Origin of the sequence: Pedobacter cryoconitis, assembly GCF_014200605.1 — a bacterium.
GTDB lineage: Bacteria > Bacteroidota > Bacteroidia > Sphingobacteriales > Sphingobacteriaceae > Pedobacter > Pedobacter cryoconitis_B.
The window spans coordinates 32,026-58,023 of the sequence record NZ_JACHCE010000012.1 but is presented as its reverse complement, the minus strand read 5'-3'; the positions used below and the strand labels follow the sequence as shown (position 1 = coordinate 58,023).

The 25,998-nt window shown below is 37.5% G+C and carries 21 protein-coding genes and 2 tRNA genes; 8 read left to right on the top strand and 15 right to left on the bottom strand.

Going from position 1 to position 25,998, the window contains the following annotated elements; genetic code table 11:
• Positions 1–305: 305 nt before the first annotated feature.
• The 3 genes from HDE68_RS24845 to HDE68_RS24835 all read right to left on the bottom strand — a co-directional run bounded on the left by HDE68_RS24845 (position 306) and on the right by HDE68_RS24835 (position 1,396).
• Complete coding sequence (locus tag HDE68_RS24845) at positions 306–488, bottom strand: spore protein (RefSeq protein WP_068402833.1); 183 nt, start codon at positions 486–488, stop codon at positions 306–308.
• Positions 489–526: 38 nt separating this feature from the next.
• A tRNA-Cys gene (locus HDE68_RS24840) sits at positions 527–597 on the bottom strand.
• Between the two features lie 49 nt (positions 598–646).
• On the bottom strand, positions 647–1,396 hold the full coding sequence (locus HDE68_RS24835; protein ID WP_183885153.1) for a TrmH family RNA methyltransferase: 750 nt from the start codon (positions 1,394–1,396) through the stop codon (positions 647–649).
• Here HDE68_RS24835 and HDE68_RS24830 point away from each other — a divergent pair.
• Positions 1,387–3,759, top strand: a complete 2,373-nt coding sequence (locus HDE68_RS24830; protein ID WP_183885151.1) for a BamA/TamA family outer membrane protein — start codon at positions 1,387–1,389, stop codon at positions 3,757–3,759. The two genes, HDE68_RS24835 and HDE68_RS24830, sit on opposite strands and share 10 nt — an antisense overlap.
• 94 nt (positions 3,760–3,853) lie before the next feature.
• Here the strand turns inward: HDE68_RS24830 and HDE68_RS24825 are convergent, their stop codons facing one another.
• The 3 genes from HDE68_RS24825 to HDE68_RS24815 form a co-directional block, all read right to left on the bottom strand.
• Complete coding sequence (locus tag HDE68_RS24825; protein WP_183885149.1) at positions 3,854–4,384, bottom strand: hypothetical protein; 531 nt, start codon at positions 4,382–4,384, stop codon at positions 3,854–3,856.
• A gap of 144 nt (positions 4,385–4,528) precedes the next feature.
• Entirely contained in the window at positions 4,529–6,826 is a 2,298-nt protein-coding gene (locus tag HDE68_RS24820) for a patatin-like phospholipase family protein (RefSeq protein WP_183885147.1), read from the bottom strand.
• Between the two features lie 278 nt (positions 6,827–7,104).
• The gene (locus HDE68_RS24815; protein WP_183885145.1) at positions 7,105–7,593 is read right to left on the bottom strand and encodes a TspO/MBR family protein; all 489 of its coding nucleotides are present in this window, start codon (positions 7,591–7,593) and stop codon (positions 7,105–7,107) included.
• 91 nt (positions 7,594–7,684) lie between these two features.
• Between HDE68_RS24815 and HDE68_RS24810 the strand changes: the two genes are divergently transcribed.
• Positions 7,685–8,239, top strand: a complete 555-nt coding sequence (locus HDE68_RS24810; protein WP_183885143.1) for an acyl-CoA thioesterase — start codon at positions 7,685–7,687, stop codon at positions 8,237–8,239.
• 16 nt (positions 8,240–8,255) lie between these two features.
• Here HDE68_RS24810 and HDE68_RS24805 read toward each other — a convergent pair whose 3' ends face one another.
• Entirely contained in the window at positions 8,256–9,032 is a 777-nt protein-coding gene (locus HDE68_RS24805; RefSeq protein WP_183885141.1) for a DeoR/GlpR family DNA-binding transcription regulator, read from the bottom strand.
• Between the two features lie 283 nt (positions 9,033–9,315).
• Between HDE68_RS24805 and HDE68_RS24800 the strand changes: the two genes are divergently transcribed.
• Genes HDE68_RS24800 through HDE68_RS24785 form a run of 4 tightly spaced genes read left to right on the top strand, consistent with a single transcriptional unit; the run spans position 9,316 to position 14,033 of the window.
• Entirely contained in the window at positions 9,316–10,902 is a 1,587-nt protein-coding gene (locus HDE68_RS24800) for a glycerol-3-phosphate dehydrogenase/oxidase (protein WP_183885139.1), read from the top strand.
• A 42-nt stretch (positions 10,903–10,944) separates the two neighbouring features.
• Positions 10,945–12,459: a glycerol kinase GlpK gene (gene glpK / locus HDE68_RS24795; protein WP_183885137.1), complete on the top strand. Its 1,515-nt coding sequence runs from the start codon at positions 10,945–10,947 to the stop codon at positions 12,457–12,459.
• Positions 12,460–12,483: 24 nt separating this feature from the next.
• Positions 12,484–13,212, top strand: coding sequence for an MIP/aquaporin family protein (locus HDE68_RS24790; RefSeq protein WP_183885135.1), 729 nt, complete (start codon positions 12,484–12,486; stop codon positions 13,210–13,212).
• A 44-nt stretch (positions 13,213–13,256) separates the two neighbouring features.
• Positions 13,257–14,033: a hypothetical protein gene (locus HDE68_RS24785; protein ID WP_183885133.1), complete on the top strand. Its 777-nt coding sequence runs from the start codon at positions 13,257–13,259 to the stop codon at positions 14,031–14,033.
• A 476-nt stretch (positions 14,034–14,509) separates the two neighbouring features.
• On the opposite strand, the gene HDE68_RS24780 is transcribed toward HDE68_RS24785, so the two are convergent.
• From HDE68_RS24780 to HDE68_RS24765, 4 genes are all read right to left on the bottom strand, one after another.
• The gene (locus HDE68_RS24780) at positions 14,510–14,875 is read right to left on the bottom strand and encodes a hypothetical protein (protein WP_183885131.1); all 366 of its coding nucleotides are present in this window, start codon (positions 14,873–14,875) and stop codon (positions 14,510–14,512) included.
• 127 nt (positions 14,876–15,002) lie between these two features.
• A tRNA-Arg gene (locus HDE68_RS24775) sits at positions 15,003–15,074 on the bottom strand.
• Between the two features lie 28 nt (positions 15,075–15,102).
• On the bottom strand, positions 15,103–15,771 hold the full coding sequence (locus tag HDE68_RS24770; RefSeq protein ID WP_183885128.1) for a metallophosphoesterase family protein: 669 nt from the start codon (positions 15,769–15,771) through the stop codon (positions 15,103–15,105).
• 51 nt (positions 15,772–15,822) lie between these two features.
• On the bottom strand, positions 15,823–16,593 hold the full coding sequence (locus HDE68_RS24765) for a Ku protein (protein WP_183885290.1): 771 nt from the start codon (positions 16,591–16,593) through the stop codon (positions 15,823–15,825).
• A 132-nt stretch (positions 16,594–16,725) separates the two neighbouring features.
• Between HDE68_RS24765 and ligD the strand changes: the two genes are divergently transcribed.
• Entirely contained in the window at positions 16,726–19,356 is a 2,631-nt protein-coding gene (gene ligD / locus HDE68_RS24760; protein WP_183885126.1) for a DNA ligase D, read from the top strand.
• A gap of 34 nt (positions 19,357–19,390) precedes the next feature.
• Here ligD and HDE68_RS24755 read toward each other — a convergent pair whose 3' ends face one another.
• The 4 genes from HDE68_RS24755 to HDE68_RS24740 all read right to left on the bottom strand — a co-directional run bounded on the left by HDE68_RS24755 (position 19,391) and on the right by HDE68_RS24740 (position 24,964).
• Entirely contained in the window at positions 19,391–19,966 is a 576-nt protein-coding gene (locus HDE68_RS24755; RefSeq protein ID WP_183885125.1) for a hypothetical protein, read from the bottom strand.
• Between the two features lie 115 nt (positions 19,967–20,081).
• Positions 20,082–22,889: a lantibiotic dehydratase gene (locus tag HDE68_RS24750; protein WP_183885123.1), complete on the bottom strand. Its 2,808-nt coding sequence runs from the start codon at positions 22,887–22,889 to the stop codon at positions 20,082–20,084.
• A 64-nt stretch (positions 22,890–22,953) separates the two neighbouring features.
• Complete coding sequence (locus HDE68_RS24745) at positions 22,954–24,018, bottom strand: sensor histidine kinase (protein ID WP_183885121.1); 1,065 nt, start codon at positions 24,016–24,018, stop codon at positions 22,954–22,956.
• A 220-nt stretch (positions 24,019–24,238) separates the two neighbouring features.
• Positions 24,239–24,964: a LytR/AlgR family response regulator transcription factor gene (locus HDE68_RS24740; protein ID WP_183885119.1), complete on the bottom strand. Its 726-nt coding sequence runs from the start codon at positions 24,962–24,964 to the stop codon at positions 24,239–24,241.
• A 366-nt stretch (positions 24,965–25,330) separates the two neighbouring features.
• On the opposite strand from HDE68_RS24740, the gene HDE68_RS24735 reads away from it, so the two are divergent.
• Positions 25,331–25,915 carry a TetR/AcrR family transcriptional regulator gene (locus HDE68_RS24735; protein WP_183885117.1) on the top strand — a complete coding sequence of 195 codons (585 nt, stop codon included), beginning with the start codon at positions 25,331–25,333 and terminating at the stop codon, positions 25,913–25,915.
• The last annotated feature ends 83 nt before the right edge of the window (positions 25,916–25,998 follow it).

Genomic DNA, 25,998 nt, shown 5'->3' with positions numbered 1-25,998 from the left:
ACCCGGCCGATATAGATTGATTATTTAGCTATTTTGAATCTATTTACTAACAGCCCGGCCTTGTTTCGGCTTGAGTCATTCACATGCAAATTGAAAGCTTTCAGAGCCATAAGAGCATCCGTGACATCAAAGACTTTCTGTTTAGCGTGTCAAAATTTATGCTTAAAAAGAGCCTGCTCCGCAAGTTTATGACTTAATCCACAACCAATGCTTGTTAAAAAATAGAGCCTGTAGGAAAAACATCAGGCATAAAAAAAACCTTTCTGATTTCAGAAAGGTTTTTTTTATGCTTTTAACTTTAGAACCTATGCTCTTAAAGCTGCAGAAAGTTGATCTAGTAAAAGATTGTTTTTAGCTAACTGATCTTTTTTAGGTTGTTGTGAACGACTACCTAATTCAATGTTTGTAGCTAGTTTCAAAGTTTTAACCTCTAAGCGTGAAGTTGTTTTATTCTTTCTGTCTTTTCTTTTTAGTCTTGTAACTGCCATGGTCTTAACCTTTAGTTTTTTTATTTAATATAAATCTGAGGTCGAGAGCGGATTCGAACCGCTGTACGAGGTTTTGCAGACCTCTGCCTAGCCACTCGGCCACTCGACCTGTTTTGAAATCAGGTTGCAAAAATAGCAAATAATAGTTAATCCGCAATTTATTTCTGAAAATTTCTACTAATATCTGCACAAAAGATTGCTGCGGACACCGCAACGTTCAATGACTCAGCCTCTCCAACCCTTGGAATGGTTACCGGATTATTTATCAGATTAATGACTTCGGGGCTTACACCCTGCCCTTCGTTACCTAAAATCACCAGACCTTCAGTACCCCATTTTGTTTTGTAAAGACTATTTCCGTCTAACATTGCACCAAAAACCGGAAGCTTAATATCTTTTAACCATAAAGGCAGGTCCTGATAACTTACATTCACCCGGCATAGAGAACCCATAGTTGCCTGTACTGTTTTCGGATTATAAACTTCGACCGTATGCAGTGAACAAATTACATTTTTAAATCCAAACCAGTCTGCTGTTCTGATAATTGTGCCCAGGTTTCCCGGGTCCTGTATACCATCAAGTACAAGGGAGAAATTATTATTCAGTGCTTTTTTATCAAAAGCAGTAGTCTCTGGTATATTTATCAGTGCCAGAATACCTTGTGGTGCCTGTAAAGTACTAATCTTCTCTAATTCGGCATTGTTTACTTCAAATAACTTTATATTTGAAGGTAATTTAGGTAGTAAAGATTGGTATTGGGCCAGAAAATATATACTATGAATCTGATATGCGGAAGGAATAAATTCTACGATTGATTTTATTCCTTCAATAATAAATAGCCCATGCTCTTTACGGTACTTTTTTTGATGTAACGATTTAATAAAACTTATCTGAGACTTTGAAAGCATATTCTATTTATAAAGGGAAATTCCTTTTTCCCGCAATATTACTATTTATTATTCTTTTTGCTGCTGCCTGTTCCTCTACAAAATTTATTGAAGAGAACCAGTCAATTGTGAAAGTAGTTGAAATAGATAGTATTCCATCCAAATATAAGGAAGAAGCGATGAATTATATTCAGAAAGATATTCGCCCTTCATCACGCCTGGGTATCAATGTAGGTTTATACAATATATTTTATACCCTGTTTAAAACAAAATCTGTAGGTAAAAAAGCACCGGTGCTGGACAGTACGCTGGTAGAGATTTCAAGAGGTCAGATTGAGAAATACCTGATGAGCAAAGGTTATTTTATGGCAAAAGTAAGAGCTGAGATCAAAGTGAAAAACCAGCGGGCACAGGTGGATTTTATAGCGACCACAGGACCTTCATTTTCTATAGGAAAATTAAGTTATACAATTCCTGATCCGGCTGTAAGAAAACTTTACATGGAGCAGAAATCTTTTGCAAGCCATCTGCACGAAGGGGTGAGATATGATGATGATTCTCTTTCTCTGGAAAGAGAGCAAATTTATCAAATGATGAAAGAGCATGGTTATTATGACTTTTCCAGGCCTTACGTAAGATTTGAAGTAGATTCCTCGCTCAATAAGAGTCAGGCCAACGTTGGGCTTCTTATTGATACTCCTGAAACCGGAAAACATATTCAATACATGATTGGAGAAACTAATGTCATTGTCGCGCCCTCAACCGAAGGTTTTACAGATTCTATAACTTTAAACCCACGTATCTACAGAGGATTGCGTTTTACAGACCTGTCTAAACGTTTTAGAAGAAATCCGATTGTCAGATATGATTTTCTGAAACAGGGAGAGGTTTATGATATTACTAAAGAGAGTTTGACCTATAACCGGCTGTACGAGCTTAATGTCTTTAAAAATGTGAAAATTGAATACATTAAGCCTAAGGATAGCTCGAATATATTGAACCCTTTAATTCAATTGACCCCTCAGAAACGGATGAGTAACCGGGTAGAGGGCGAGATCCCTTTTAACGCTGGTACTATCGGGTTTACTGTAGGTAACACTTTTACGAATAACAATATTTTCAAGGGTGCAGAACGTTTTGAATTTCAGATCAAAGGAGGGCTTCAGTCCAGAATTGGGCAGGGGGGGAGTTTGTTTAACGATATTTATCAGCGTGATTTCTCTGTCAGTGCCAACCTGGCGGTGCCAAGACTGATGGTTCCATTTAATATCCCGCTAATGGGGAAAAATGGGATGCCGTCTACTACATTCTCCTCAAGTTATATTTATTCATTGCAGAAAGATTTTTTTGTGCGCAGGGTTTTACTGAACTCGATTACTTATGACTGGGTAGAAACTAAATCAAAATTGCATTCATTTACCCCACTAAATTTTGAGTACAGATTCGGTGGATTACTTTTAGATCTCAATACACCGGGAGGATTGGATATTTATAATAAGAACATCTATAATCTCCAGCTGCTGACCAGAAAAGATCTTACAGTAGGTATGAAGTATGCTTATACCCTGAATGCAAATAAATTATTGCTGGATAAAAGTTTTATTTATTTCCGTGGGAATATAGATATCGCAGGAAATATGCTGTATGGGATATCCAGAATTATTGATAGGAAGCATGATCCTGCCAATGGTGATTATGCTAATATCCTGGGTTTGCCTTTTAATCAGTATGTACGTCCTGAAGTTGATATCCGCTGGTATAAAAATTTAGGGGTTGATAAGCAATTTATTGCAAGGATTAATGCTGGTGTTGGTTATGCTTATGGTAACTCTGTAGCGATCCCATTTGAAAAATTGTTTTTTGCAGGTGGTGCCAGTGGAGTTCGGGCATGGCAGGCCAGGACCCTTGGTCCTGGAAATTATAACAGGGGGAATACATTGACTTCAGAAGACCAGAGAAAGTTGTCTTATGGCCTTGATCAGTTGGGGCAGATGCATATTGAGGCTAATCTGGAATACCGTTATAAATTAATTGATAAGTTTTTTGGTGCAAAGCTTAAAGGGGCCGTCTTTTTGGATGCAGGAAACGTCTGGAATATTGCGCCAGGTAACCCGAATCCAGAAACCTATTTTAAATTCAAGAACCTGGCAAACCAGATTGGAGTTGGTACTGGAATGGGCCTTAGGTATGATTTACAGTATTTTGTATTCAGATTTGATGTTGGTCTTAAATTGAGAGATCCTCAGTTTGCACCCGCAGACCAGTGGGTTATTACAAAGCTGTTTAGTGGGAGAAGTGAGTTTCAGAACGCATATAATATTGCAAACAGCCCTGATACTTACCGTTTCTTCCAGTATAATTTTGGTATAGGTCTGCCGTTCTAATAACTATAGCTTCCTGAGCAGGTAATCAAATAATAAAGGGATGTGTCGGTAAGATACATCCCTTTATTATTTGATTGATACTATGTCTGTTAGTTTAAAATACTTTTTTCAGGGTATCAAATATGGTCTCGAAGAAAGTTGATAAATTAAGTCCGCTGCTATGGTTGAAATAAATGAAAACCAGTAAGATGATCACTGCATAGATGATAAGTTTTCTGAAAGCAAAAGCAATGAAGACCAGCAATAATGGAAAAAGTATCATCCACATGCTATTGATTGTAAAGGGGTTCAGGCTTCCTTCTTTTTTATAAACATAAAGCAGTTTGCTATGTGTACCCTTATCGTTCTGGTGTTTTACATAAACAAAAGCAGATTTATCAATTTGCAGTGGCAGGATAGCTACCCCATCATTAAACTTCAGTGTTTGCGTAAAACCACTAACGGTGAAAGTGTAAAGTCCGTTGATTTTTTCCAATGGCTGATCCAGTGAATCGGCAGCAATGATGGCTAACTTACTGTTCTTTAACAGGCTTTCTTTAACAATGAAATTGTTAATGTCAGATTTTTGCGCATAGCCTGTACTGGAAATAAGTAGAAATAGTAAGCAGTAATATATTGTTTTCATTTAATTTATTTATTGTTTTTTTTTGTCAAATGGAGCCTTTGATCATTAAACTAATTATTGCTCTGGGGGTTTAATAATTGTTTTAGTCAGGTAGGTTTCATGCTGTTTTTAAGTGTTTATCCATAGGCAGGTGCAGGATGCTATTTACTCAATGGAGCGTTTATTATAAATCAGATACCCCAAATGTAGTAAAACGCCGTTTCTTTTTATCGGATCGTCATATAAATTATAGCTTAGGCTGACAGGGCCAACCGGTGTATTATAAACCAGGCCTGCTGTTCCTGCATAATGTATATGATTAAAAGTGCAGGCATTATCAATATTCTGAAATCCGTTCTGAGCAAATTCCTGATAAGGCATAAACAGGAATGCTTCTACTCTGAGATCCAGGTTTTTGCGGATTTGATAGACGTTTTTTAAGCCTCCTGCAAGGTAAGTTCTTGCTCTGAATTTTTCCAGGAAGAGAGATCTGCTATCTTGCAGCGGATAAAAAGCAGGTGCTGCAAGCAGGGTAGAATAATAATTTGAAAACAGCGGCTGATTTGAAATAACGCCCTCCACCAGATATCCGAGTGTGTATTTACCCTGATGAAAGAAATAATTTTCATCGCTCAATTTGATATTAAACCATTCTCTGTCTTTTTTATTTGCCTCAATATCAGTTGAAGCTCCGCTATTTCTGGAAATATTACCCGGGGTATAGAGTTCTCTTCCATTGAAATAATTAAGGCTGAGCAGGAAATTCCTTCCGCGGTTAGCATATTGTTTACGGTTAAATGTATTCTGTTCAAATGTTAAAGCAGTTCTGGATCCGTTAAAGACCGTTTTATCTAAAATATCGCCGATATTAAATGTGTTGGTCGGGCTATAGTGGTCATTGTTATTGATAAAAGAAGTGCTTAAAGTGATTCTTGTGTTGCGGTTAAGCGGAATCCCCCCTTTGAGTTCAATCTTCCGGTCTGACTGTTCAATATAAGTAGGATGTGGGTTCTCAATAAAAATCTGGCTGGTATTATAAAAATTAAAGTGATTGTAAGTCATCTCTCCGCTTAAAAAGAAGGGAAGTTTTGAAGGGTAATCTATGCGGCCATTCAGTTGAACGGATTCATAAAAACGACCTGAATAGAAGTTCGTGCCAAAAGTATAGGCCTTTCTGTCAAGATAGTTGTACTGCATTCCCAGAAATACATTACTGATCGGTCTGCTGGAGATATTTCCACCAAAATCAAGTTTAAAACTTCTTTTAGGTTTAGCTATAATTCCGAAAATATAACTATCAGTAGCAGGGTTGTAGCTTATCTTTGGATAAATGGTTTCGAAGGTTTCATCAGCGACAAGCTTGTAATAACCCTGTCTGATGTCGGCTAAATCAAAAGTCGGTTTATCACTTTTAAATAAGCGTTCGATATAACGTTTCTGCTGGTTGTTTACCCCGGTTACAGTAACATCACTAAAAACCAGCTGAGGTTTTTTATTGTTAAAGGTATTTCTTTTCAGTACGATTTCCTCAGTACTGATTCTGCGTTGTACAGATTTCAGGATTTTGGGCATATCGGCCATTGTCGCATCATATCCCTGTTTAATCAGCTCGGCAACCGGGCTGAAATTGCTGGAGCTGAAATCCTGCAGATCAGGTTGGATATAGATACCATTTTTTCCGATCAGTGTAGAGTCTGATTTGGATAAAAACATAAATAGCATCAGTCTGTTAACCAGCTTTTCATCCCCGTTTTTAGGATATTCTTTGAAATTTTTAGAAGATACATTTGCGCCGATTATATAATCGGGTTTAAACTCTTTCTGCATGACATCGGCAGGGAAATTATTATATAATCCACCATCAAATACATATTTATTATCCAGTTTGATTGGTCTGTAAATTAGTGGAACAGTCATGGTTGCTCTTACGGCTTCGGCCAGACTACCGCTTTTTACAGTGATACTGGTCTGTGAAAAGACATCAGAAACCATACAGCGGTAGGGTACAAAAAGATTATCGAAATTATCTTTTGATATGGCTGATGCCTGTGATAAGAGCTCGATTAATGCAAAGTTTAAAGGGATGTCGTTGACCAGGTTAGATCTGAAACTGACTCTCAGAGAGGTGTCAACAGAAAGCTTAGCAGTAATGAGGGAGGCATTAATACTGCCTTTCTGGAAAAAGAAACTATAATCACTTTTAAAACGGCCGCTTACCCAATCCTGGAAATCTGTAGTCAGCGCAATCTTTTCAATCTGTGCCGGAGAGTATCCGGCAGCATAAAGCGCACCTACAATCCCACCCATAGAAGTACCTGTGATGTAATCAATGGGAATATGATTTTCTTCCAGCGCTTTCAGCGTACCGATATGCGCCAGCCCTTTCGCTCCCCCTCCACTGAGAACCAATCCAACCTTCTGTGCATTTACCTGAAATGCGCAAAAACATAGTAAACCGAGCATTACGTTTTTTAAAGAGATCACTTTCCTAAATTACAGGTTTTCTTTTAGAAGCTGTTTACATTTAGATAGTAAAATATTTTTGAGAGAAACAAGTCCTCATTTATTTCTGATAGCTTTCCTGTAAACAATAAATGATAACTTGTTGCTATCGGCATCTGATTCTGCTGGAAAAACTGGTTATAACTTATTTTTAAGCGAAACAAGTCATCATTTATTTCTGATAGCTTTCTTATCAGAAATAAATTTGACGAAGTTGCAGCTAAAAAGAAGTATAACCTTTAGTTGAGAAGGTAAATATTATAGGTGAGTATAGTCGCAAAACTAACCCATAAAAAATAAGGTATAAATAGTAATCCTGCAGTTTTGTCAATTCTATAGAAAACGATGCCATTCACGATAATTGCTGCCAGCAGCGCTATGATTTCTATCAGAGAAGCGCCAATCAGGTGGTGGTAAAAGAATAAATAAGACCAGCATAAATTCAGGATAAGCTGAATAAAATAAATGGCTATGGTTCTTGGAAAATGTGCAATTTGTGCTCTTTTGGACCAGATCAGGTAAGAAGAAATCCCGATAATAATAAACAGTGAAGACCATACCGGGGGGAATAACCAGTTTGGTGGGTTGAAAGAAGGCTTTTCAATAAAGGGGTACCATTTCTTAATGGATATCTGGGTAATCAGGCCGCCTGCTACACCAAAGCCAAGCGGAATCAGGATATTGATCAGTAATGCGACAAAATTAAAGGGCTTTCTGGCAACAGTCATGTATATTATTTATTTTCTTTCCGATCAAAAATCATGCCCGCCAGATTTGACTGTTTTGCGAAAAAAGCTAAATTGCAATCAAAAAAATAACATGTCAGATTATAAACCAGTTGCAAATTCTCAGGTTACTTTAACAGAGTTGATGATTCCGTCTTATTCAAATTTTGGCGGTAAGATACACGGAGGTATTATTCTGGGCCTGATGGATAAAGTCGCTTATGTATGTGCTGCAAAACATGCTGATGGATATTGTATTACAGCATCTATTGATGTAGTTGATTTTCTGGCACCTGTCGAAGTAGGAGAGATTGTTTCGCTGATGGCATCTGTAAATTATGTAGGAAAGACATCTATGATTATTGGCATCAGGGTGATTTCAGAGAACCTGAAAACTCATGTCATCAAACATACCAATACAAGTTATTTTACCATGGTTGCTATCGGAGAAGATAATAAGCCCAAAGAAGTTCCTGCATTGATTTTAAAAAGCCGGGATGATATCAGGCGTTTCTTTCAGGCAATGAATAGAAAAGAACTTAAAAACACCTATAAAAAAGATGAAGCTATGCTGAAACAAACGGCATATGAACACCATAGTTTTATGGATGCATTAAGCAGAGAGCGCTGTAAAATTGAATTTGAATAATTAACCGGGTATTGGTCTAACCTTTTTCTTTAACAATAGTTACGCTGATACCCTTGTTTTCCATGAGTTTAACCAAAGCCGGAGAAATTCCGTCATCAGTAATCACATGCTGGATCTGATCAAGAGAACAGATCTTTCCCAGTCCTCTTTTTCCCATTTTAGAGCTGTCAGCCAGGACAACGGTAATCTGTGCGGCATTGATCATTTTCTGATTCAGGCGGGCTTCCATCAGGCTTGTCGTAGTTAACCCGGTTTCAATATCTATTCCATCTACCCCCAGAAATAGCATGCTGCAGGAAACATCCGTTAAAATCTGTTCCGCATAAGGCCCCATTACTGAAGATGAATTTTGTCTCAGCTGGCCGCCAAGCTGTAAAACCTCTACATGCAGGTGATGTGATAACTCCAGGGCAACATTTAAGGCGGAGGTAATTACTGTTAGATGTTTTTCGGGGTGTATGGCTCTTGCCAGTGCGAGCATAGAAGTTCCGGAAGCAATAATTATAGAGTCGTTATGGCCAATCATTTCAGCGGCAGCTTTAGCAATCAGTCTTTTTTTATCCGCATGTATCTGTTCCTTTTCAGCAACGGGTTTGTCATTGGTATAAGGATTTGTTTTAGAGCCGCCACCATGTGTACGGAAGAGTAATTTCTTGTCTTCCAGTAGTTTCAGGTCTTTTCGGATAGTCACATCAGAAACTTTCATTTGTGCGCTGAGCTCCTGAACGTTAACAGATCCGGTTTCCTGAAGTTTTTTTAAAATTAACTGATGTCTTTCGGTTATACTCTTCATTCCGGTTAGGTTGATTATGTTGCTGATAGCCAAAAATAAACAAAAACCCTAAGTTTTGTTTAAAGAGCGGCCCTAAATATTTTACTCGGTGTTTCGTTTTGTTTCGATTTCGGGTTATTGTTTTATTCTTTATGTTCATAAACGTTCTTTATATGGCTTTTTTAGTAGTTTTTAGAATAAACGAAGGTTCTTATTGATTTTTATTTGTTTTGAAATGTTTTATTTTATAGATTTGATATACAAAGCGAAACAAATCGTTACAAAATATAAGGAGGCCCAAAAGATGAACACAAGCAGAAAAGAATTGATACAAAATATTGTTGATCCGGAAAAGGTTTGGGATGTCATTGTAGTTGGTGGTGGTGCAACAGGTTTAGGCGCTGCGCTTGATGCGGCCAGCCGTGGTTATCAGACTTTATTATTGGAACAGGCAGATTTTGCAAAAGGGACCTCCAGCCGAAGTACTAAATTAGTGCATGGCGGTGTTCGTTATTTAGCGCAGGGCGATATAGGACTGGTAAGGGAAGCTTTATATGAACGCGGTTTGCTTTTGAAAAATGCAGCTCACTTAGTGAAAAATGAGTCGTTCATTATTCCTAACTACGAATGGTGGGGGGGTGCATTTTACACTATTGGATTAACACTTTATGATCTTTTAGCCGGAAGACTCGGTTTTGGCCGTGCAAAACATATTTCTAAAAAAGATGTAATCAGTAAACTTTCCACTATACAGCCTAAAAACCTATATGGCGGGGTAGTATACCATGACGGACAATTTGATGATGCACGTCTTGCAGTAAACCTGGCACAAACGAGTTTGGAGCAGGGAGCTACGATCCTGAATTATATTCGTGTAACAAGCTTAATTAAAGATACTGCCGGTAAGGTAGCAGGTGTAATCGCAACTGATGTAGAATCAGGAATCAGCTATAACCTGAAAAGTAAAACTGTCATCAATGCGACCGGGGTTTTTGTAGACGATCTTTTACAAATGGATAAACCAGGTAAAAAACCATTGGTCAGATCAAGTCAGGGGGTACACCTGGTTATTGAGCGTACTTTTATGCCGGGCGAAGATGCAATTATGATTCCTAAAACTGATGACGGCAGGGTCTTATTTGTAGTGCCATGGCATGATAAATTAGTGGTAGGGACCACAGACACTCCACTCGATAAGCATAGTCTGGAGCCCGTAGCCTTAGAAGAGGAAATAGAATTTATCCTGCGTACAGCAACAAAATATCTGATTAAAGCACCAACTCGTAAAGATGTACTTAGTGTATTTGCAGGTTTACGCCCTTTGGCAGCGCCGGAAGATGGTTCTTCTAAAACAAAAGAAATTTCAAGAAGCCATAAGCTGATCGTTACCGCATCTGGTTTAATTACTATCACAGGTGGTAAATGGACTACGTACCGCAGAATGGGGGAGGATACCATTGACAAAGCAATTGAGGTTGGTCAACTAACTTCCCGTCCTACCCAAACAAAAGAACTCGCTATCCACGGCAGTAAAGCAGATGTTGACCGCAACGATCATTTATATGTTTACGGAAGTGATGAGGCGGCGGTATTGGCTTTAGGAACAGAAAACCCGGAATGGAAAGGAAAACTTCATAGCCGTTTACCTTATATCAAAGCTGAAGTCATCTGGGGTGTGAGACATGAAATGGCCCGTACCGTAGAAGATATTTTGGCCAGAAGAGTAAGGGCATTATTTTTAGATGCACGTGCTGCTATTGATATGGCACCTGCTGTTGCCAGGTTAATAGCCACAGAACTACATTATGATGAAGCCTGGGAAAATGAACAGGTCAAGGCTTTCAGAAAGCTGGCCCAGTCTTATTTACTAGTACCATATACCCCCGAATAGAAATTATTCAGGATCAATTAAACCAATATAAATCAATAAGTTATGGAAGATTACATTTTGGCTCTGGATCAGGGCACAACGAGCTCTCGTGCGATTATTTTTGATCATAAAGGACAGATAAAATCTACTGCACAGAAGGAATTTACCCAGATTTTCCCGCAATCAGGATGGGTAGAGCATGACCCTAATGAGATCTGGTCAACCCAGGCCAGTGTAGCAGCAGAAGCAACTGTTAAAATGGGAATTAACGGGTCTAATATCAAAGCAATCGGTATTACTAACCAGCGTGAAACGACCATTGTCTGGGATAGAGAAACCGGTGAGCCCGTTTATAATGCAATTGTCTGGCAGGACAGGCGCACTGCTGAATTCTGTGATCAACTTAAAAAAGATGGTAAAACTGATTTAGTGCGTTCTAAAACGGGATTGGTAATTGACTCTTATTTTTCAGGTACTAAAATAAAATGGATCCTTGATAACGTAGAGGGGGCCCGTGACAGAGCAAATAAAGGAGAGCTGGCTTTTGGAACTGTAGATAGCTGGCTGGTCTGGAAGTTTACCAGAGGCCATGTACACGTTACTGACATCACTAATGCAAGCCGTACCATGCTTTTCAATATCCGTACCCAGCAATGGGATGATGAATTACTTGAACTTCTGGATATCCCTAAAAGTATGCTTCCCGAAGTTAAACAATCAAGTGAAATATACGGAGAGACTACCACGACTATTTTTGCCTCTAAAATTCCTATCGCAGGTATTGCAGGAGATCAGCATGCTGCACTTTTCGGACAGATGTGTATTGAGAAAGCCATGGTGAAAAATACTTATGGAACCGGTTGTTTTATGCTGATGAATATTGGCGATGAATTTATCGAATCAAAAAATAACTTATTAACTACTGTAGCCTGGAAAATTAACGGTAAAATACAATATGCGTTTGAAGGCAGTATTTTTATCGGTGGTGCAGTTGTGCAATGGCTTCGTGATGGTCTGGGGGTGATTAAAAAATCATCGGAAGTTGAAAAACTTGCTGCGAGTGTAAAAGATACGCAGGGTGTTTACTTTGTGCCTGCTTTTGCCGGTCTTGGTGCGCCTTACTGGAAACCTGATGCCAGAGGCACGATAGTAGGGTTGAGCAGAGGAACAACTTCTGCACATATTGCTCTTGCAGCACTTGAATCTATTGCTTACCAGACAATGGATGTTTTAAAAGCAATGGAGGCCGATGCAGGAATGGAAATTAAAGAATTAAGAGTTGATGGCGGTGCAACAGCGAATGATTTACTGATGCAATTTCAGTCAAACTTGTTGAATTGTAAAGTTATACGTCCAAACGTAGTAGAAACTACTGCTTTGGGGGCTGCTTATTTAGCAGGACTGGCTGTAGGTTTCTGGGATAGTGTAGAAGAGATTCAGCAATTATGGAAGTCAGAAAAAGAATTTGTTCCTACTGGAGATCAGGCTGTGATTAAAAAGGGAATTAAAGATTGGAAGAGAGCTATCCATGCGACACAGAGCTGGAATGATGACCTTTCTGAAACTGATTCAAACTAATTATTCATCCTTAATTTTACTGTAATGACTCCATTCATAGCAGAACTTATAGGTACCATGTTACTTATACTTTTAGGCGATGGCGTAGTAGCCAACGTTGTGTTAAACGATACCAAAGGAAATAATGGCGGCTGGATGGTAATTACCACAGCCTGGGGATTAGCTGTTTTTGTAGGGGTTACAGTTGCCGGCCCTTATAGCGGGGCACATTTAAACCCTGCAGTGACTATCGCTCTTGCCATCGCAGGAAAGTTTGCCTGGGCCAGTGTGGTACCTTATATAGTGGCGCAACTAATCGGGGCCGGTATGGGTGCATTTCTGGTCTGGGTCATGTATAAAGATCATTTTAACCGTAATAACGATCCGGGAGCTATGCTCGCCTGTTTTTGCACAGGCCCTGCGATCCGTAACTATACTTCTAATATAATGAGTGAAATTATAGGTGCATTTGTGCTGGTTTTTACTATTTTCTATATTACAGGTGCTGAAATTACCCCGACAAAAATACCTGTGGGTTTAGGTTCTGTTGGTGCTGTTCCTGTTGCTTTTCTGGTCTGGGTAATTGGTCTTTCATTAGGTGGTACTACGGGGTATGCGATTAATCCAGCACGTGATTTAGCACCAAGGATTGTACATGCCTTAGTCCCGATTAAAGGAAAAGGCGGGAGTGACTGGTCTTATGCATGGATTCCTATAATTGGTCCGATTGCCGGAGCAGCAATAGCAGCTCTCATTTATATGCAGCTTCATTAAATTATCAGCTAAACAAAAATCAGAATTACTTAAACAGATTTTTTATGAAAACTATTTATAAAGGTAGCCTTGGGGCTATACTAGGGCTATGCCTTTGCCTGTCTGCGGCGGCACAGGATGCTGCGGCCATAAAAATTGATACTATAGCAGTGAAAAAGTATAAACCTTTTGATGTTAACCTGCAGGTACGTAATTTATATCTGTGGCGTGGATTTAAAGTCTCGACCAGCCCTATAACGGATGTTGATATGCATTATACAACCAGGGACGGAAGTTTTTCGGCAGGTTTCTGGGGCGGAGCAGGACTTAACGGAGAATATAAAGAATTTGATTACTATGTAAGTTATGTCAAAGCCGGATTTAACTTTTCAGTTTGGGATATCAATAATTTTACTGATTTCCCAAATGCTAAGCTGTTTGATTATAATAAGGCTACTACCTCTCATTTTATTGATGTAACTGCCGGATATCAGTTCGGAGACGCCTTCCCGATCAGTATTAACTGGAGTACTATAGTACAAGGGCGTGATACACATGTAACCAGCAATGGTGAGCTGGCCAATAATTACTCTAATTATGTAGTGCTTGATTACAGGGTATGGAAAGAGGGGACTACGAGTGTGCATCTTTTTGCTGGAGGTGGTTTTGCTTTTGGCAGGGATCAGAATTTTTACGGCTCTAAACCTAATATTGTAAATTCGGGGGTAACACTAAATAAAGACCTGGTAGTTTTTAATCATCATATGCCTATAGCGGCAACCGCAATGTTTAGTCCTGAACACAACTCCGGGGCACTTCAGTTAATCATCAATGCATTTTAGAAATAAAGGCCGGCTTTGATTTAAAGATCCTCAAAATAAAAAAAAACCAGCCGGCAGGCTGGTTTTTTTTTGTAATGCGATATAGGGTACATTACTGTTGTGTGTGTTTCATAGGTAGATGATTCACAATTCAATAATAAGCTTATCATATGATTAATCATTTCATTATTACACCAACGCCCGTTTTCCTTACGTGAATGGGGCATAAATTTCATATTTTCTCAAATAAATCGATATTTCATCTTTCCAAGTGGTAACATTCGTGGTATTTGTTACCTAAAATATTTGGTCAGTTCAATTTGAAATGTTTAGAACTATGTTTTTAGTTTTCTGAGTCCCCTCATGTTATTCTAATCTTCTAAAATCTCACACCTGTTTTTTGCTGGATTTTATTTTTTCCATGCCATAAGATAAAGATCAAGTCAAAGGGACAGTTTCGTATTGAATAAAGGTTGAAAATAACAAAAATCTGAATACTATCTGGGAATAGTAACTGTCATTTTTCCTTCTTTGGAGTCCAAAAAATAATTGGTGCGTTTGTCTAATTTCTGGCCTTTATATTTGATGGTAATTTCGCAATTGCAAAACATAGTATAGGCAATATCAATCTTATCGCCGGGCAGCACATCTTCGGTTTGATAATCTTCAGTACGTTTATCCCGGATGCTTAATATGTTTCTTCCCGTCCGGAGATTGAAAACATCGACAACATAAGGGTTTCTGAATTGATAAGGATCATTATTACTAATTTCTACTTTTAATCTATTGGAGTTTAAATCTTCTTTTTTGCAGCCTGCAAGAGAAAGCAGCAGGATTGCGGAAATTATGATTGGGTTTTTCATAGGATGAACAATTGTGTTTTGATATGTCTTTATTCTGTTATGCTTTGAATGAAGACGTTATTCCTGGTCATACCCCTATTTCTGTATAAAAAAAGCCCCTTAACAGTATTGTTAAGGGGCTTTTTTGTGTTCCTGAAGGGATTCGAACCCCCATCGTTGGTACCGGAAACCAAAATTCTATCCATTGAACTACAGGAACATTTTGGCGAATATAGGCATTCAATTGCTTATTCCATATTTTCAGATGAAGAAATTATGTCTCTTTCATCTGTTTTGATATGGAATTTGTCTATTAATCTTCCTTTTGCTGAAATCCTTAAACCAGTTAAACCATAACCATAAACTGCTCCGGTATCAATGTTCCAGGAATCAGAAGTATTATTATAGACAGGTTTTACATCTTTTAATGGCGTATGTCCATGAATCTGGAGTTTACCCATATTCTTTAAATTCTGCCTGTTCCAAAGTACCCCATGCTCATTGTTTTCGTTTTCAGGATCTTCTGTAGCTGATATACCTGCATGAGTAACCAGGATGGTTTCATTTTCAAAAATAAGCGGCATAGATTTAAACCACTTTATAATATCCTTTAAATCTGATTTGTTTAAATCAAAATCCCTCAGCGTTTTCTGGCCGCCCTGTTTCATCCAGTTTTTATTGTGCCCAATCTCAAAATGTGTGATGATTTCAGCTTCATGATTCCCTTTTAAAAAAATGGAATTGGGATATTCATTAGAAATTTTCATGCATTCTTCTACAACTAAGGCACTGTAATTTCCTCTGTCAATAAGATCTCCGACAGAAATTAAGTATTCTTTATCTCTGTCCCAGTGTTTGAGCATTTCAGTGAATGTAAAAAAACATCCGTGTATATCACCAATAATCAAATGATCCATTTTTTATGATTTCTTCAAAAATACTGATTTTTAATAGGCTGCGATTGATGTTTAAGCTCCTTTTTTCCCTTCCAGGCTTTGCAGCAGCTGACTATACAAATCATCTGTAGCCTGTTCCACTGGTTTCAATTTCCTGACAGTCGCCCTTTTGCCTTTGGCTTTTGCTTTGATGATTTTTAACAGCTCTTTACTATATTCGTCTTTAAAGCCTTTAATATCAAATTCAGAGGTATATTGCTCAATTAGTGCAAGGCCAACTTCAAGCTCCTTTTTAGTGATTGTTTCGGTCGAAGGAATTTTAAGTTCTTCGCCAGAGCGTATTTCTTCTGCGAATCTTATTTTGGTGATCACCAGGATATCATTCAAAGGATGAATAACGCATAAGTTCTCTGTATTTCTTAAAACAAATCTTGCTACACCAGCTTTTTTCGATTTGACCAGGGCTTTCAGTAATAAGGCATATGCTTTTTTACCTTGTTTCTCAGGCTGGGCAAAATAAGAGGTTTCATAATAAATCGGATTGATTTCATTGATATCCACAAAGTTCTCTAAGGCTATCATCTTTGTTTTCTCTGGTGCAGCATCTTCAAAGTCCTGATCATCCAGTATTACGTATCTGTCATTTAATAAAAATCCCTTTACAATTTTATCAAATGGCACTTCTTTTCTGGTTTGCTCATTGATACGCTGAAATTTAATTCTTGAATGATCTTTACTATCCAGCATGTCCAGGTCGAGGTGACTGTTCTGTACAGCAGAAAAAAGTTTAACCGGGATATTTACTAATCCAAAACCAATAGCACCGTTCCAAAGAGATCTCATCATAAATGTTTTATGTCTGATTTAACAATAAATTGTTTCTTTTGTTTAAGACCTGAATTAAACAGGCGCTGAAAACTTTGAGTCTTTCCCGTTGTTATGCTTTGAATCTGATCCTATTATAAATGTTTGATAATGAGTTTAACAGCGTATAAAAAGAAACGGTCTTTTAATCAGACCCCAGAACCCAAAGGTGGAAAAGGAAATGGAAAAGAACTGCGGTTTGTGGTCCAGAAGCATGATGCATCGCATTTACATTATGATTTCAGGCTCGAAATGGGAGGTGTACTTAAAAGCTGGACAATTCCTAAAGGCCCATCTATTGATCCTGATGTTAAACGTCTGGCAATGATGGTTGAAGATCATCCTTACGATTATAAAGATTTTGAAGGGATTATTCCCAGGGGAGAATATGGGGGAGGGACAGTAATGATCTGGGATGAAGGTACTTATGAAGCGGATGAACCAATAGAAGGAGGTGTTGAAAGCCAGGATAGAAACCTTAGGCATCAGCTTTATAGCGGTAAAATCAGTTTTACCTTACATGGCAAAAAACTGAAAGGCTCATTTGCACTGGTGAAAACTCATGGAATGGGAGAAAATAGCTGGCTGTTGATCAAGCATAAAGATAAATATGCTAAAGGTGATGATATTCTGTTAAAAGATAAATCTGTAGTCTCAAAAAAAACTATTGCACAGATAAGCAGAAAACCTGAGCGTGTTTATGGACAAAAAACAATCAAACCTAAGCCCGTGAGTACGCCTGAGCTAAATAAGATTAAAACAAAAAAGACTCCCTTTTATACACATGTAAGACCTATGCTGAGTAAACTGGTCAGTAAGGCTTTTGATGAACCAGAATGGTTATATGAGATCAAATGGGATGGTTATCGTGCGGTTGCTTTCATGAACAAGGGGGAAGTGGAACTTAAATCAAGGAATGATAAATCTTTTAATGATAAATTTTATCCGGTATTTGAAGAGCTTAGGGATTGGAATGTTAATGCGATCGTAGATGGGGAAATTGTTGTTGCTGATCAAAAAGGAAAAACAAGTTTTGGTGCGCTGCAAAACTGGAAAAGTCAGGAAGAAGGAGAGCTGGTTTATTACGTATTTGATCTTTTATGGTATGACGGATATGATGTGACCGGGCTGCCACTGGTTCAAAGAAAGCATATACTTTCACGGCTTATTCCTGAAAATTCATTGATAAGGTTCAGTAAGGATTTTGAAACTTCTGGAGTAGAATTTCTGGAAGCGGCCAAAAAAGCAAATTTAGAGGGTATTGTGGCTAAACATAAGGATAGCTTGTATTATCCTGGTGAGCGTAGCGGTGAATGGCTTAAAATTAAAGCAAGGAGGAGGCAGGAAGTAGTGATAGGAGGATATACAAATAATGCAGGCAGTGACAAGCCATTCAGCTCGCTTCTGGTTGGTGTATTTGAGAATGGAAAATTCATTTACACCGGAAAGATCGGAACTGGTTTTAATATTCAAAGACAAAATGAATTGTTGGAACAGTTTCAGCCCCTGATTATAGCTGAAACACCATTTACTGATCAGCCTGATGTAAATAAACCGGCGCCTTTCAGAGCTGCTTTAGCAAAAACAAAAGCAACCTGGCTAAAACCCAAACTCATTTGTGAGGTGGATTTTACAGAAATGACTACTGATGGATTAATGCGGCATCCATCCTTTGCGGGCATGCGTGAAGATAAAGACCCTGAAGAAGTCATCTTAGAAAAACCGACAGCATTATATGAAATTTTAGACAAAAAAGTACAGCAAAATAATTCTGCTATGGCACAGAAAAAAGAAGCAAATAAAACTTTACTTCATACGGATGAGGAAGTTCAGGAGAAAAAAGTAAATGGCCGCCTGCTTAAGTTTACAAATCTGAACAAAGTATTCTGGCCTGCTGAGCAAATCAACAAACGTGATCTGATCAATTATTATGCGCAGATGGCTCCCTTTATACTACCTTATATGAAAGACCGGCCACTTTCATTAAACCGTTATCCTAATGGGATAAGTGGTCAGAGTTTTTATCAGAAAGATGTGACTGGAAAGGTTCCTGACTGGGCTAAAACTTATCTTTATCATGCAGAAGGCGATGAGTCTGATAAACATTTTATGTTAGGCGGGAATGAAGCGACTTTACTATATACAGCTGCTTTGGGTTGTATTGAAGTTCATCCCTGGAGCAGTACGGTCAGAAAGCCTGATTATCCGACCTGGTGTATTATAGATCTTGATCCTGATAAAAATTCCTTTGATCAGGTCATCGAAGCAGCACAAATGACTAAAGCTATATTGGATGATATGGGGGTGCCCTGTTACTGCAAGACAAGTGGCTCTACCGGATTACATGTTTATATTCCATTAGGAAATAAATATACTTATGAACAGAGTAAAGAATTTGCAAAAATAATAGTGACACTGGTCAACCGGGAGATACCTGAGTATACCAGTCTTGAACGTACTATTGCTAACCGCGAAGGTAAAATGTATCTTGATTTTTTACAAAACAGGCCTCAGGCTACTATTGCAGCACCTTATTCTTTACGACCAAAACCGGGTGCCACAGTCTCTATGCCATTATACTGGGAAGAAGTGAAAAAAGGATTGAAGATGAAAGACTTTACGATTTTCAATGCCCCGGCAAGAGTAAATGAGAAAGGAGATATTTTTAAACCCGTACTGGAAAAGGGAATTGATCTGATAAAGATCCTAAAGAATAAAAAAATAAACAGTAAAGATGTTTGATACAATTAAACATCTTTACTGTATTCAAAAATATTTAGTGCTGTTTCCCTAAATTCCCTGTGATTGATAGAATTTCAAAGGTATACGTAAGCTGTGTTTTGTTTTTTTCATAACATTGCAATGCGTCCCATAAGCTCTTGAATTTTATGGGATTGAGGTTGTTCTTTACATCTCTGCAAAAAGCAACTACGCCATGATCTTTCCATTCATTATTACTTGTAGAAAGCTCTACGAAGGGATAAGCTTCTCCTTTTGATAATAAAGATATTTTAAAACTATCAAGAATATCCTTCAGCAGACGGAAAGAAGATTCGCTGTCTCTATATAAATCGGGATAGAGCCCATCTTCGTGGATATTTTCAATGTTTTGCTCCAGTGTTATTACCTGCTTTAAAAAAGCTACTCTGATCTGATCTGCCGATTCATCGGGGGCAGATAGTTCATCTTGAAGGATCTTTACCATTTGGAGAGATTGTGCCATTGACTTTCTTGAGTCCTCCGTGTTTTTTTTGAGAAAAAGCTTATGTGCAGATTGAAAGTTCTCGATCGCTTCCAGGCTCTTTACCAATACCGACGGAGCATTGTAGTGATTTTTAGTCGAAGGTTTCATAAATGATCTATAGCTTACAGCTTCACTTGAATTTTCGTAAAGAAAATGCGCATGTTACCACTTACGTAAAAATAGTAATTTTGTTTAATGCATATCTTATTTTTTAAATTAAATTTTATCTCTTTAATCTGCCTATTTTCATCTTTATCCGCTTGGTCAGAAAATTATACATAATCATTTCGTGCATACGCTGATCATCATGAAAAAGCCTGTTTGTATGCATATGAAATAAATCGGACAACACACTATTCTTCTCTGTATCCTGACAGGCATTTAAGCTATTTAAAAAAGAACGTTCTGTCATCAGCGCTTTTTTTTGCTGTAATTTATTTAATGACAGGGTAAGGTGATCAAAATTGAAGTCCTTATAATTTTGATTAATCTTTTTAGACCCCTCAGATTGTATGTTAAATTCTGCAGAAAAAGCGATATGCATACGTTCTGCAAACCGCAGTTGCTGGTCCAATGTATATCCGGCATTATTCATTACATTTTCAATTAAAGTAATCGATAAGAGATAAAGGTCATTGATTTCGAATGGTTTGGTAATCAGTGTGATAATATAATCGCTGTCAGTCCGAAAACAAGTCTCTACGATGTTCATCCGTTCCAGTCCATAACGTTCTGTCTCCTGTCTGTAGATTTTAAGCTGTAAATCTGCTACGATACCAGAGGTGATATATGGCGCTATCAGACCAGAAAGACTAGCTGTAAGCTCATGACTGTCTTTGACTTCATTAAGCTTGAACCTCAAACGTATGTGATCTGCAGGAATATTGTAGCGGATAAAGAACCATTTTTTTATCTTTTTTTTAAAAAGAGAGATAAAGTTCCTGTTGATAAGAAGAAGGATAGCATTGGACTTGGAAGGATGGCAGTAGATCTCAAAGTACAGCCATTCTTCGCCGGGTAAAAACAGATTGGAAAAATAGTGTTCATTATTCCATAAACCCCTGAATGGATAGGGTGCATAAAGTTGTTCTTTATGTTCCAGGTTCACAATAAATTCGGACAAATAAGGCTCATTATTTTCATCAATTACCTGTGATTGGCCAGGAATAAAAGCTTCTTCAATGTATATTTCTTGTTTATTCCGGCAGAAGAGCATAAAATAATGCAGGTCTTCTTCTATTTCAGGATTAAAAATCAATGTCTGATCACCTTCACCGCATCTAAACGGTTTTTGTAAATTAATAAGGTGCAGCCAGTTGTATAATTCTGTTAAAGATGCCGGGTTTGATTCCTGACAGAGGGATTTGGGAACCAGCCATTTTTCGGCGGATAGAATTACATTTTTATATTGTATTCGTGGATAATGTAAAAGGCCGGGAAATATGGATGAAAGACTGAGCCCCAAGCTCGTGTGCATACCCTGGTGCTGTAAATCAGATAAGAATCTATAAACGGCCAGATCAGAACGGGTATAATTATAGGCAGAAGCTAATTTCGGAATCAGCCTTTTACCGTATTTGACGGAGTGAAGTACTAGTTCTTCTCCTCTTACACTAACCATGATATCATCAAGAGCCAAAATATGTTTACTTTCGGGCCAGCTTAATATAGGCAGTTCATAATCATAGATCGCTTTTCTGCGGTTAATGTTATCAGCATGTTTCTCTATCTGATAACCAATATCAAAAAATAAAATATCAGGATTAGCTTCCTGCTCGATTTCAACAAACCTATGGCCAATTTGAGTCACTTCTTCACTTGCTAAAGAAAATCTTCCTAAAAGTGAGTTTGCTGTACAGCCGCCAAGGTTTCTTATAATCAGGTGTTCTTCTGTGGATTGTAGTAATATACTGAGGGTATTGGGAACCTGAGGCTGCGGTACGGTTCCCGGGTCTTTAAAATCATGCAGCTGTACAATTTTCTGCTGGATCATCTGGTTTAAGATGAACTGATGCAGTGCAGTATAGGGAATATGGTGAGTTTGTTCGGATGTTCTGGTTTTTTTTAGCTCATTAATTAGCTGTCCCTCATCTTTGTCTACGGTCATTGACCGGTAACCGATGCCTATTTCAGGATCCATAGCAATTTGCAGCGGAACTTCTTTGTGCTCAAATTTTTTGATGAATTGATGTCTGAAATCATCAAGAGAAGGGTTTTTTTTGACCATAGTATGCTTCGATAGAAATTCGGTCAGCTCTGTGAGTACCTGTAGCCTTCTTTCGGATAGTTGTCCTTTGATCCTTTTTCTTTCCGCAATGATATAATCATTTTTCTTATCGGTTTGTGCGTAACCGATGCGTCCATAATAGTCGGGCCCAATAATATTAGGCTGAAAATTCGTGATCAGCAATTGAAAGGTAACCAGCTGTTCAAGGAAATAATTTGTCATAGCCGGACTCAGACTATGTTCATTGCGCAGAAATTTCTGTATTTCTTCAACAGTTCGTTTAGTGCGGCAATAATTTAGGGTGGACTGTGTCGTTTCTTCGGCCCCAATAGCTGATAATTCAAAAGATCCGTTTTCTGTACTCAGATAGCGTAATTCACCGCCTCCTGCATAAGCTGTGGTATTGGTGGTTAAAAAACCCGCATGACGGATAAGCCATTTAGATTCGAAATTGAAATTTTCTTTCTCCTGCCAATTGATAAAACGGTGAACAAGATGTGTTTTTGACAGAGTAACAGGTTCTGTTTTGTTGTCTTTGCTGACAGGGACCACTGAAAATGCGGCAAAATTTCCATAAGGCGTTGCTCTGAACTTCGCTCTATTAAAATACTTCCAGATGGTAAATCTGATTTTTGGCTCTAAAGATTGCAGGTCTTCATATGCGTAATCTTTAATCATTTCAAAGAATGAGGGAGAAGATTCATGGATGTAATCTTTGAGTTCATTCCACACCGCGCACAGGTCTTTTTGATGAGAAAATACAGGTGTACGCGTAATACTGGTAGGAGAGATCGCTAACTTCATAAAATAATGTTTAAATATTTATATAAATAATCAAACAATAAGATACTTGTTTACGTCTGAAAGTTTAATAACCTTTCAGGTTTATTACCAGAGCTATTTCGAATAATCTGCCTGTTAAACCATGGCTGAATTTATAATTATTTTTATAGAACTGTTCTAGTCTGGAGCTAATATTAGCCAATCCTTTTTTACCGCTTTCTACACTCATATCATAGTTAGGCAAATTGCTGGTACGGATAATTAAGAGTTCATCTGTTGATTCAACCCGGATTTCTGCCGGATAATCTTTGTCCAGAAGATTACCATGTTTAAAGATATTTTCTACCAGTGTGAGTAAAATGATTGGGATAATAGTTGCCTGATCATTGGCCAGACTGATTATATAATTAATGTGTAAAGTATGATTAAACCTTAACTGATTCAATTTGATAATATTTTCAACTTGCTCCAGTTCTTTGGAGACAAGGATAGTCTGGCTATTATTTTCTAGTGCAAAGCCCATAATACCAGATAATCTCATAATAGCTTCGTTAGCTTCCTCTGGTTTTTTCTTAGCTGCATATTTAATAAAACTAAGGGTATTGAATAATAAATGAGGATTGATTTGTGCACGAAGAAAGTCCTGTTCTGCACGTAAAACCTCATTTTTTAGCTGTTCATTTTCTATGGTCTGGGTTAATTCTTTTCGCTTTTTATCATTATAACTGAATAACAGGTAATAGGCTGAGGCATACAGAATAAAATAAATGCCTCTCCACACTGAACCTGCAATAACTCTTGTTGTCAGAAATTTTTTATAAAATAACTCATTTTCTAATGAAGACAGACCATAGCTGATTGTGATAGATATTAAAAAATAAACAAGCAGCTCTGCAAGGAAAAATAGGGGTAAACGCCAGAAATCATTCCGGGTATTTGTAGTCCCACGTTTGAGTAAGATCAGGGAATGAAAGTAAAAAAGACAAATATTAAGCGTGTAATAGAGAACATAAAAGAAAAATGGCTGGTAATCTAAAGCCATCAGCTTTAAAATACTTACTTCATAAATGATAAATATACACCAGCATATCAGGTGGATCTGAACAGACTTTTTCGGCTTTAACCAGTCTTTATATAATAATTTACCCATGTAATATAATAAAGGTGTGCAGCTTTTCTTTTGGGGATAACATTGGCTATAACTAATAATTATAGCCATGAGTTTAATTAAAAAAAAATTAACACTAACAAAAAAAACGTTGTTTTTATATCAGAAAAAATCGAGTGGTCCTCCTACAGTTGTTAGTGGCGATCCGACGATGACCACAGGCGGTTCATCTAACTGGCCTTAATATCTTAAGGTATCAGCTTTATGATTTCAAAGTGTGTTTCTTTAAAAAGTCGAGAAACACACTTTTATATTTATCACCGATCTGATAACTTTCTCCATTAGCCAGTCTGGCAATATTTCCATCCACGCGATCCAAATAGTTTAAAGAGATAATAATCGATTTGTTTATCCTGAAAAAGATATCCAAAACTCTTAGTTTATCTTCCATTGCCTTAAGACCTATGTAAGTTATTTCATGACCTGTAGTTGTATGGATCATAATATAATTCAGCATGGCTTCTATATAAACAATGTCACTATACTTTATCTTAATGTAACTGCTTTTCTGCCCGCCTTTAATAAATAAAAATTGCTGCTCATCCTTTTGCAGTTTAATAATGTCATGATATTTCAGTGTCAGGTCCTCTACTTTTTGTGTGAATGAGAGATAACTTACAGGCTTAAGCAGATAACCGTCGGCCTTAGCCTGAAAAGCTTCGGGAGCAAAACTCCTGTGTGCAGTCACATAGACTAAGAAGTGGCAATAATTATTTAATATCTGAGCAGCTTCTATTCCATTCAGAACTGCCATACTAATATCCGAAAAGATAATGTCTATATGTTCTGCTTCCTGCAGATAAGCAATAGCCTGTCTTGCATCCGGAAAAGTTTCTACCAGGTCCAGATGAGGTACCAGCGCAATCAGCTCACTTAATTCATCAATAGCATGAGGTTCGTCATCAATAACAATACAACTCATTATCATAGGCCATCTTTTTTTTAGAAGTTATTTAAGCAGGATAAATATACGAGCATTAATACAATGATTGCTTTTTTTGGTGAAATTATACCCTTTTATATAAAAATATAATGGGTTAATATAATATTTTCCCCTTCATTACTGCTGAAGTATATCTTGTAGTTAAAGCCGGAGATCAGCTGCAGGAGTTTAATTGCAGCATAATTTCGATCTCTGTATGATTTGACAACCTAACTGGTACATATATAATGATCATTTCATTTCTATTGAAAAGCAATTATATACCGATGAAAAACAGTATATGAACTGCATGAGTCTGCTTATAGCAACGCTCATGCATGCTTCATTACTATTGAAAAACAATACCTGGTGATGAAAAATAAGGAAAATACAAAAAGAAAGTTACTAGATGCAGTTGGAGTAATCCTTAAAAAAGACGGTTTCGGTGGCTTAGGTGTGAATAAAGTAGCCAAACTGTCTGGTGTATCAAAGATTCTGATCTATCGCTATTTTGGTGATTTTAACCAAATGGTCCGGGTGTACGTTATTGAAAATAATTTCTGGACAAATAACCTTGCTGAGCCTTCTGTATCTGATGGTAATACACCTTCGATTCAGGAATTGATCAGAACGCTTTTAAAAGAGCGGTTTAATTCTTTCTATAATCATTGTGAAATGGAGGCAATGGTGTTGAATGATACTTCTGATTATAATATTGTTATTAAAAAAAAGTCCGGTAAAAACCGTTTGCATAACCGAAAAACACATCCTGTAAAAGAGCCAGGCTTCAATAATTGTATCACTTATTTTGATGTCGTTTCCACATTGCTTGTTGCAGGTACTAACCATCTTATTCTCGCAGGCGCGAGTGAAAAGAAGATAGATCTGTTCAATTCTATAGAAAAAATAATAGAATGGACATTCGGTGATAGTCTAAAGGATAAGGATTACAATTAATTGTTTTTACGTAATGCGTTTTTAAAAATAAAACATCACTTTTGCAGTCTTGGTAAAGCAAAAGAAACATGTAAATAATAAAA

What these genes read in the sequence shown, in the direction of transcription:
- HDE68_RS24845 (WP_068402833.1), bottom strand. Translation starts at nt 488, where the DNA reads ATGGCAGTTACAAGACTAAAAAGAAAAGACAGAAAGAATAAAACAACT.
- HDE68_RS24835 (WP_183885153.1), bottom strand. Translation starts at nt 1,396, where the DNA reads ATGCTTTCAAAGTCTCAGATAAGTTTTATTAAATCGTTACATCAAAAA.
- HDE68_RS24825 (WP_183885149.1), bottom strand. Translation starts at nt 4,384, where the DNA reads ATGAAAACAATATATTACTGCTTACTATTTCTACTTATTTCCAGTACA.
- HDE68_RS24820 (WP_183885147.1), bottom strand. Translation starts at nt 6,826, where the DNA reads ATGCTCGGTTTACTATGTTTTTGCGCATTTCAGGTAAATGCACAGAAG.
- HDE68_RS24815 (WP_183885145.1), bottom strand. Translation starts at nt 7,593, where the DNA reads ATGACTGTTGCCAGAAAGCCCTTTAATTTTGTCGCATTACTGATCAAT.
- HDE68_RS24810 (WP_183885143.1), top strand. Translation starts at nt 7,685, where the DNA reads ATGTCAGATTATAAACCAGTTGCAAATTCTCAGGTTACTTTAACAGAG.
- HDE68_RS24805 (WP_183885141.1), bottom strand. Translation starts at nt 9,032, where the DNA reads ATGAAGAGTATAACCGAAAGACATCAGTTAATTTTAAAAAAACTTCAG.
- HDE68_RS24800 (WP_183885139.1), top strand. Translation starts at nt 9,316, where the DNA reads ATGAACACAAGCAGAAAAGAATTGATACAAAATATTGTTGATCCGGAA.
- glpK (WP_183885137.1), top strand. Translation starts at nt 10,945, where the DNA reads ATGGAAGATTACATTTTGGCTCTGGATCAGGGCACAACGAGCTCTCGT.
- HDE68_RS24790 (WP_183885135.1), top strand. Translation starts at nt 12,484, where the DNA reads ATGACTCCATTCATAGCAGAACTTATAGGTACCATGTTACTTATACTT.
- HDE68_RS24785 (WP_183885133.1), top strand. Translation starts at nt 13,257, where the DNA reads ATGAAAACTATTTATAAAGGTAGCCTTGGGGCTATACTAGGGCTATGC.
- HDE68_RS24780 (WP_183885131.1), bottom strand. Translation starts at nt 14,875, where the DNA reads ATGAAAAACCCAATCATAATTTCCGCAATCCTGCTGCTTTCTCTTGCA.
- HDE68_RS24770 (WP_183885128.1), bottom strand. Translation starts at nt 15,771, where the DNA reads ATGGATCATTTGATTATTGGTGATATACACGGATGTTTTTTTACATTC.
- HDE68_RS24765 (WP_183885290.1), bottom strand. Translation starts at nt 16,593, where the DNA reads ATGAGATCTCTTTGGAACGGTGCTATTGGTTTTGGATTAGTAAATATC.
- ligD (WP_183885126.1), top strand. Translation starts at nt 16,726, where the DNA reads ATGAGTTTAACAGCGTATAAAAAGAAACGGTCTTTTAATCAGACCCCA.
- HDE68_RS24755 (WP_183885125.1), bottom strand. Translation starts at nt 19,966, where the DNA reads ATGAAACCTTCGACTAAAAATCACTACAATGCTCCGTCGGTATTGGTA.
- HDE68_RS24750 (WP_183885123.1), bottom strand. Translation starts at nt 22,889, where the DNA reads ATGAAGTTAGCGATCTCTCCTACCAGTATTACGCGTACACCTGTATTT.
- HDE68_RS24745 (WP_183885121.1), bottom strand. Translation starts at nt 24,018, where the DNA reads ATGGGTAAATTATTATATAAAGACTGGTTAAAGCCGAAAAAGTCTGTT.
- HDE68_RS24740 (WP_183885119.1), bottom strand. Translation starts at nt 24,964, where the DNA reads ATGATAATGAGTTGTATTGTTATTGATGACGAACCTCATGCTATTGAT.
- HDE68_RS24735 (WP_183885117.1), top strand. Translation starts at nt 25,331, where the DNA reads ATGAAAAATAAGGAAAATACAAAAAGAAAGTTACTAGATGCAGTTGGA.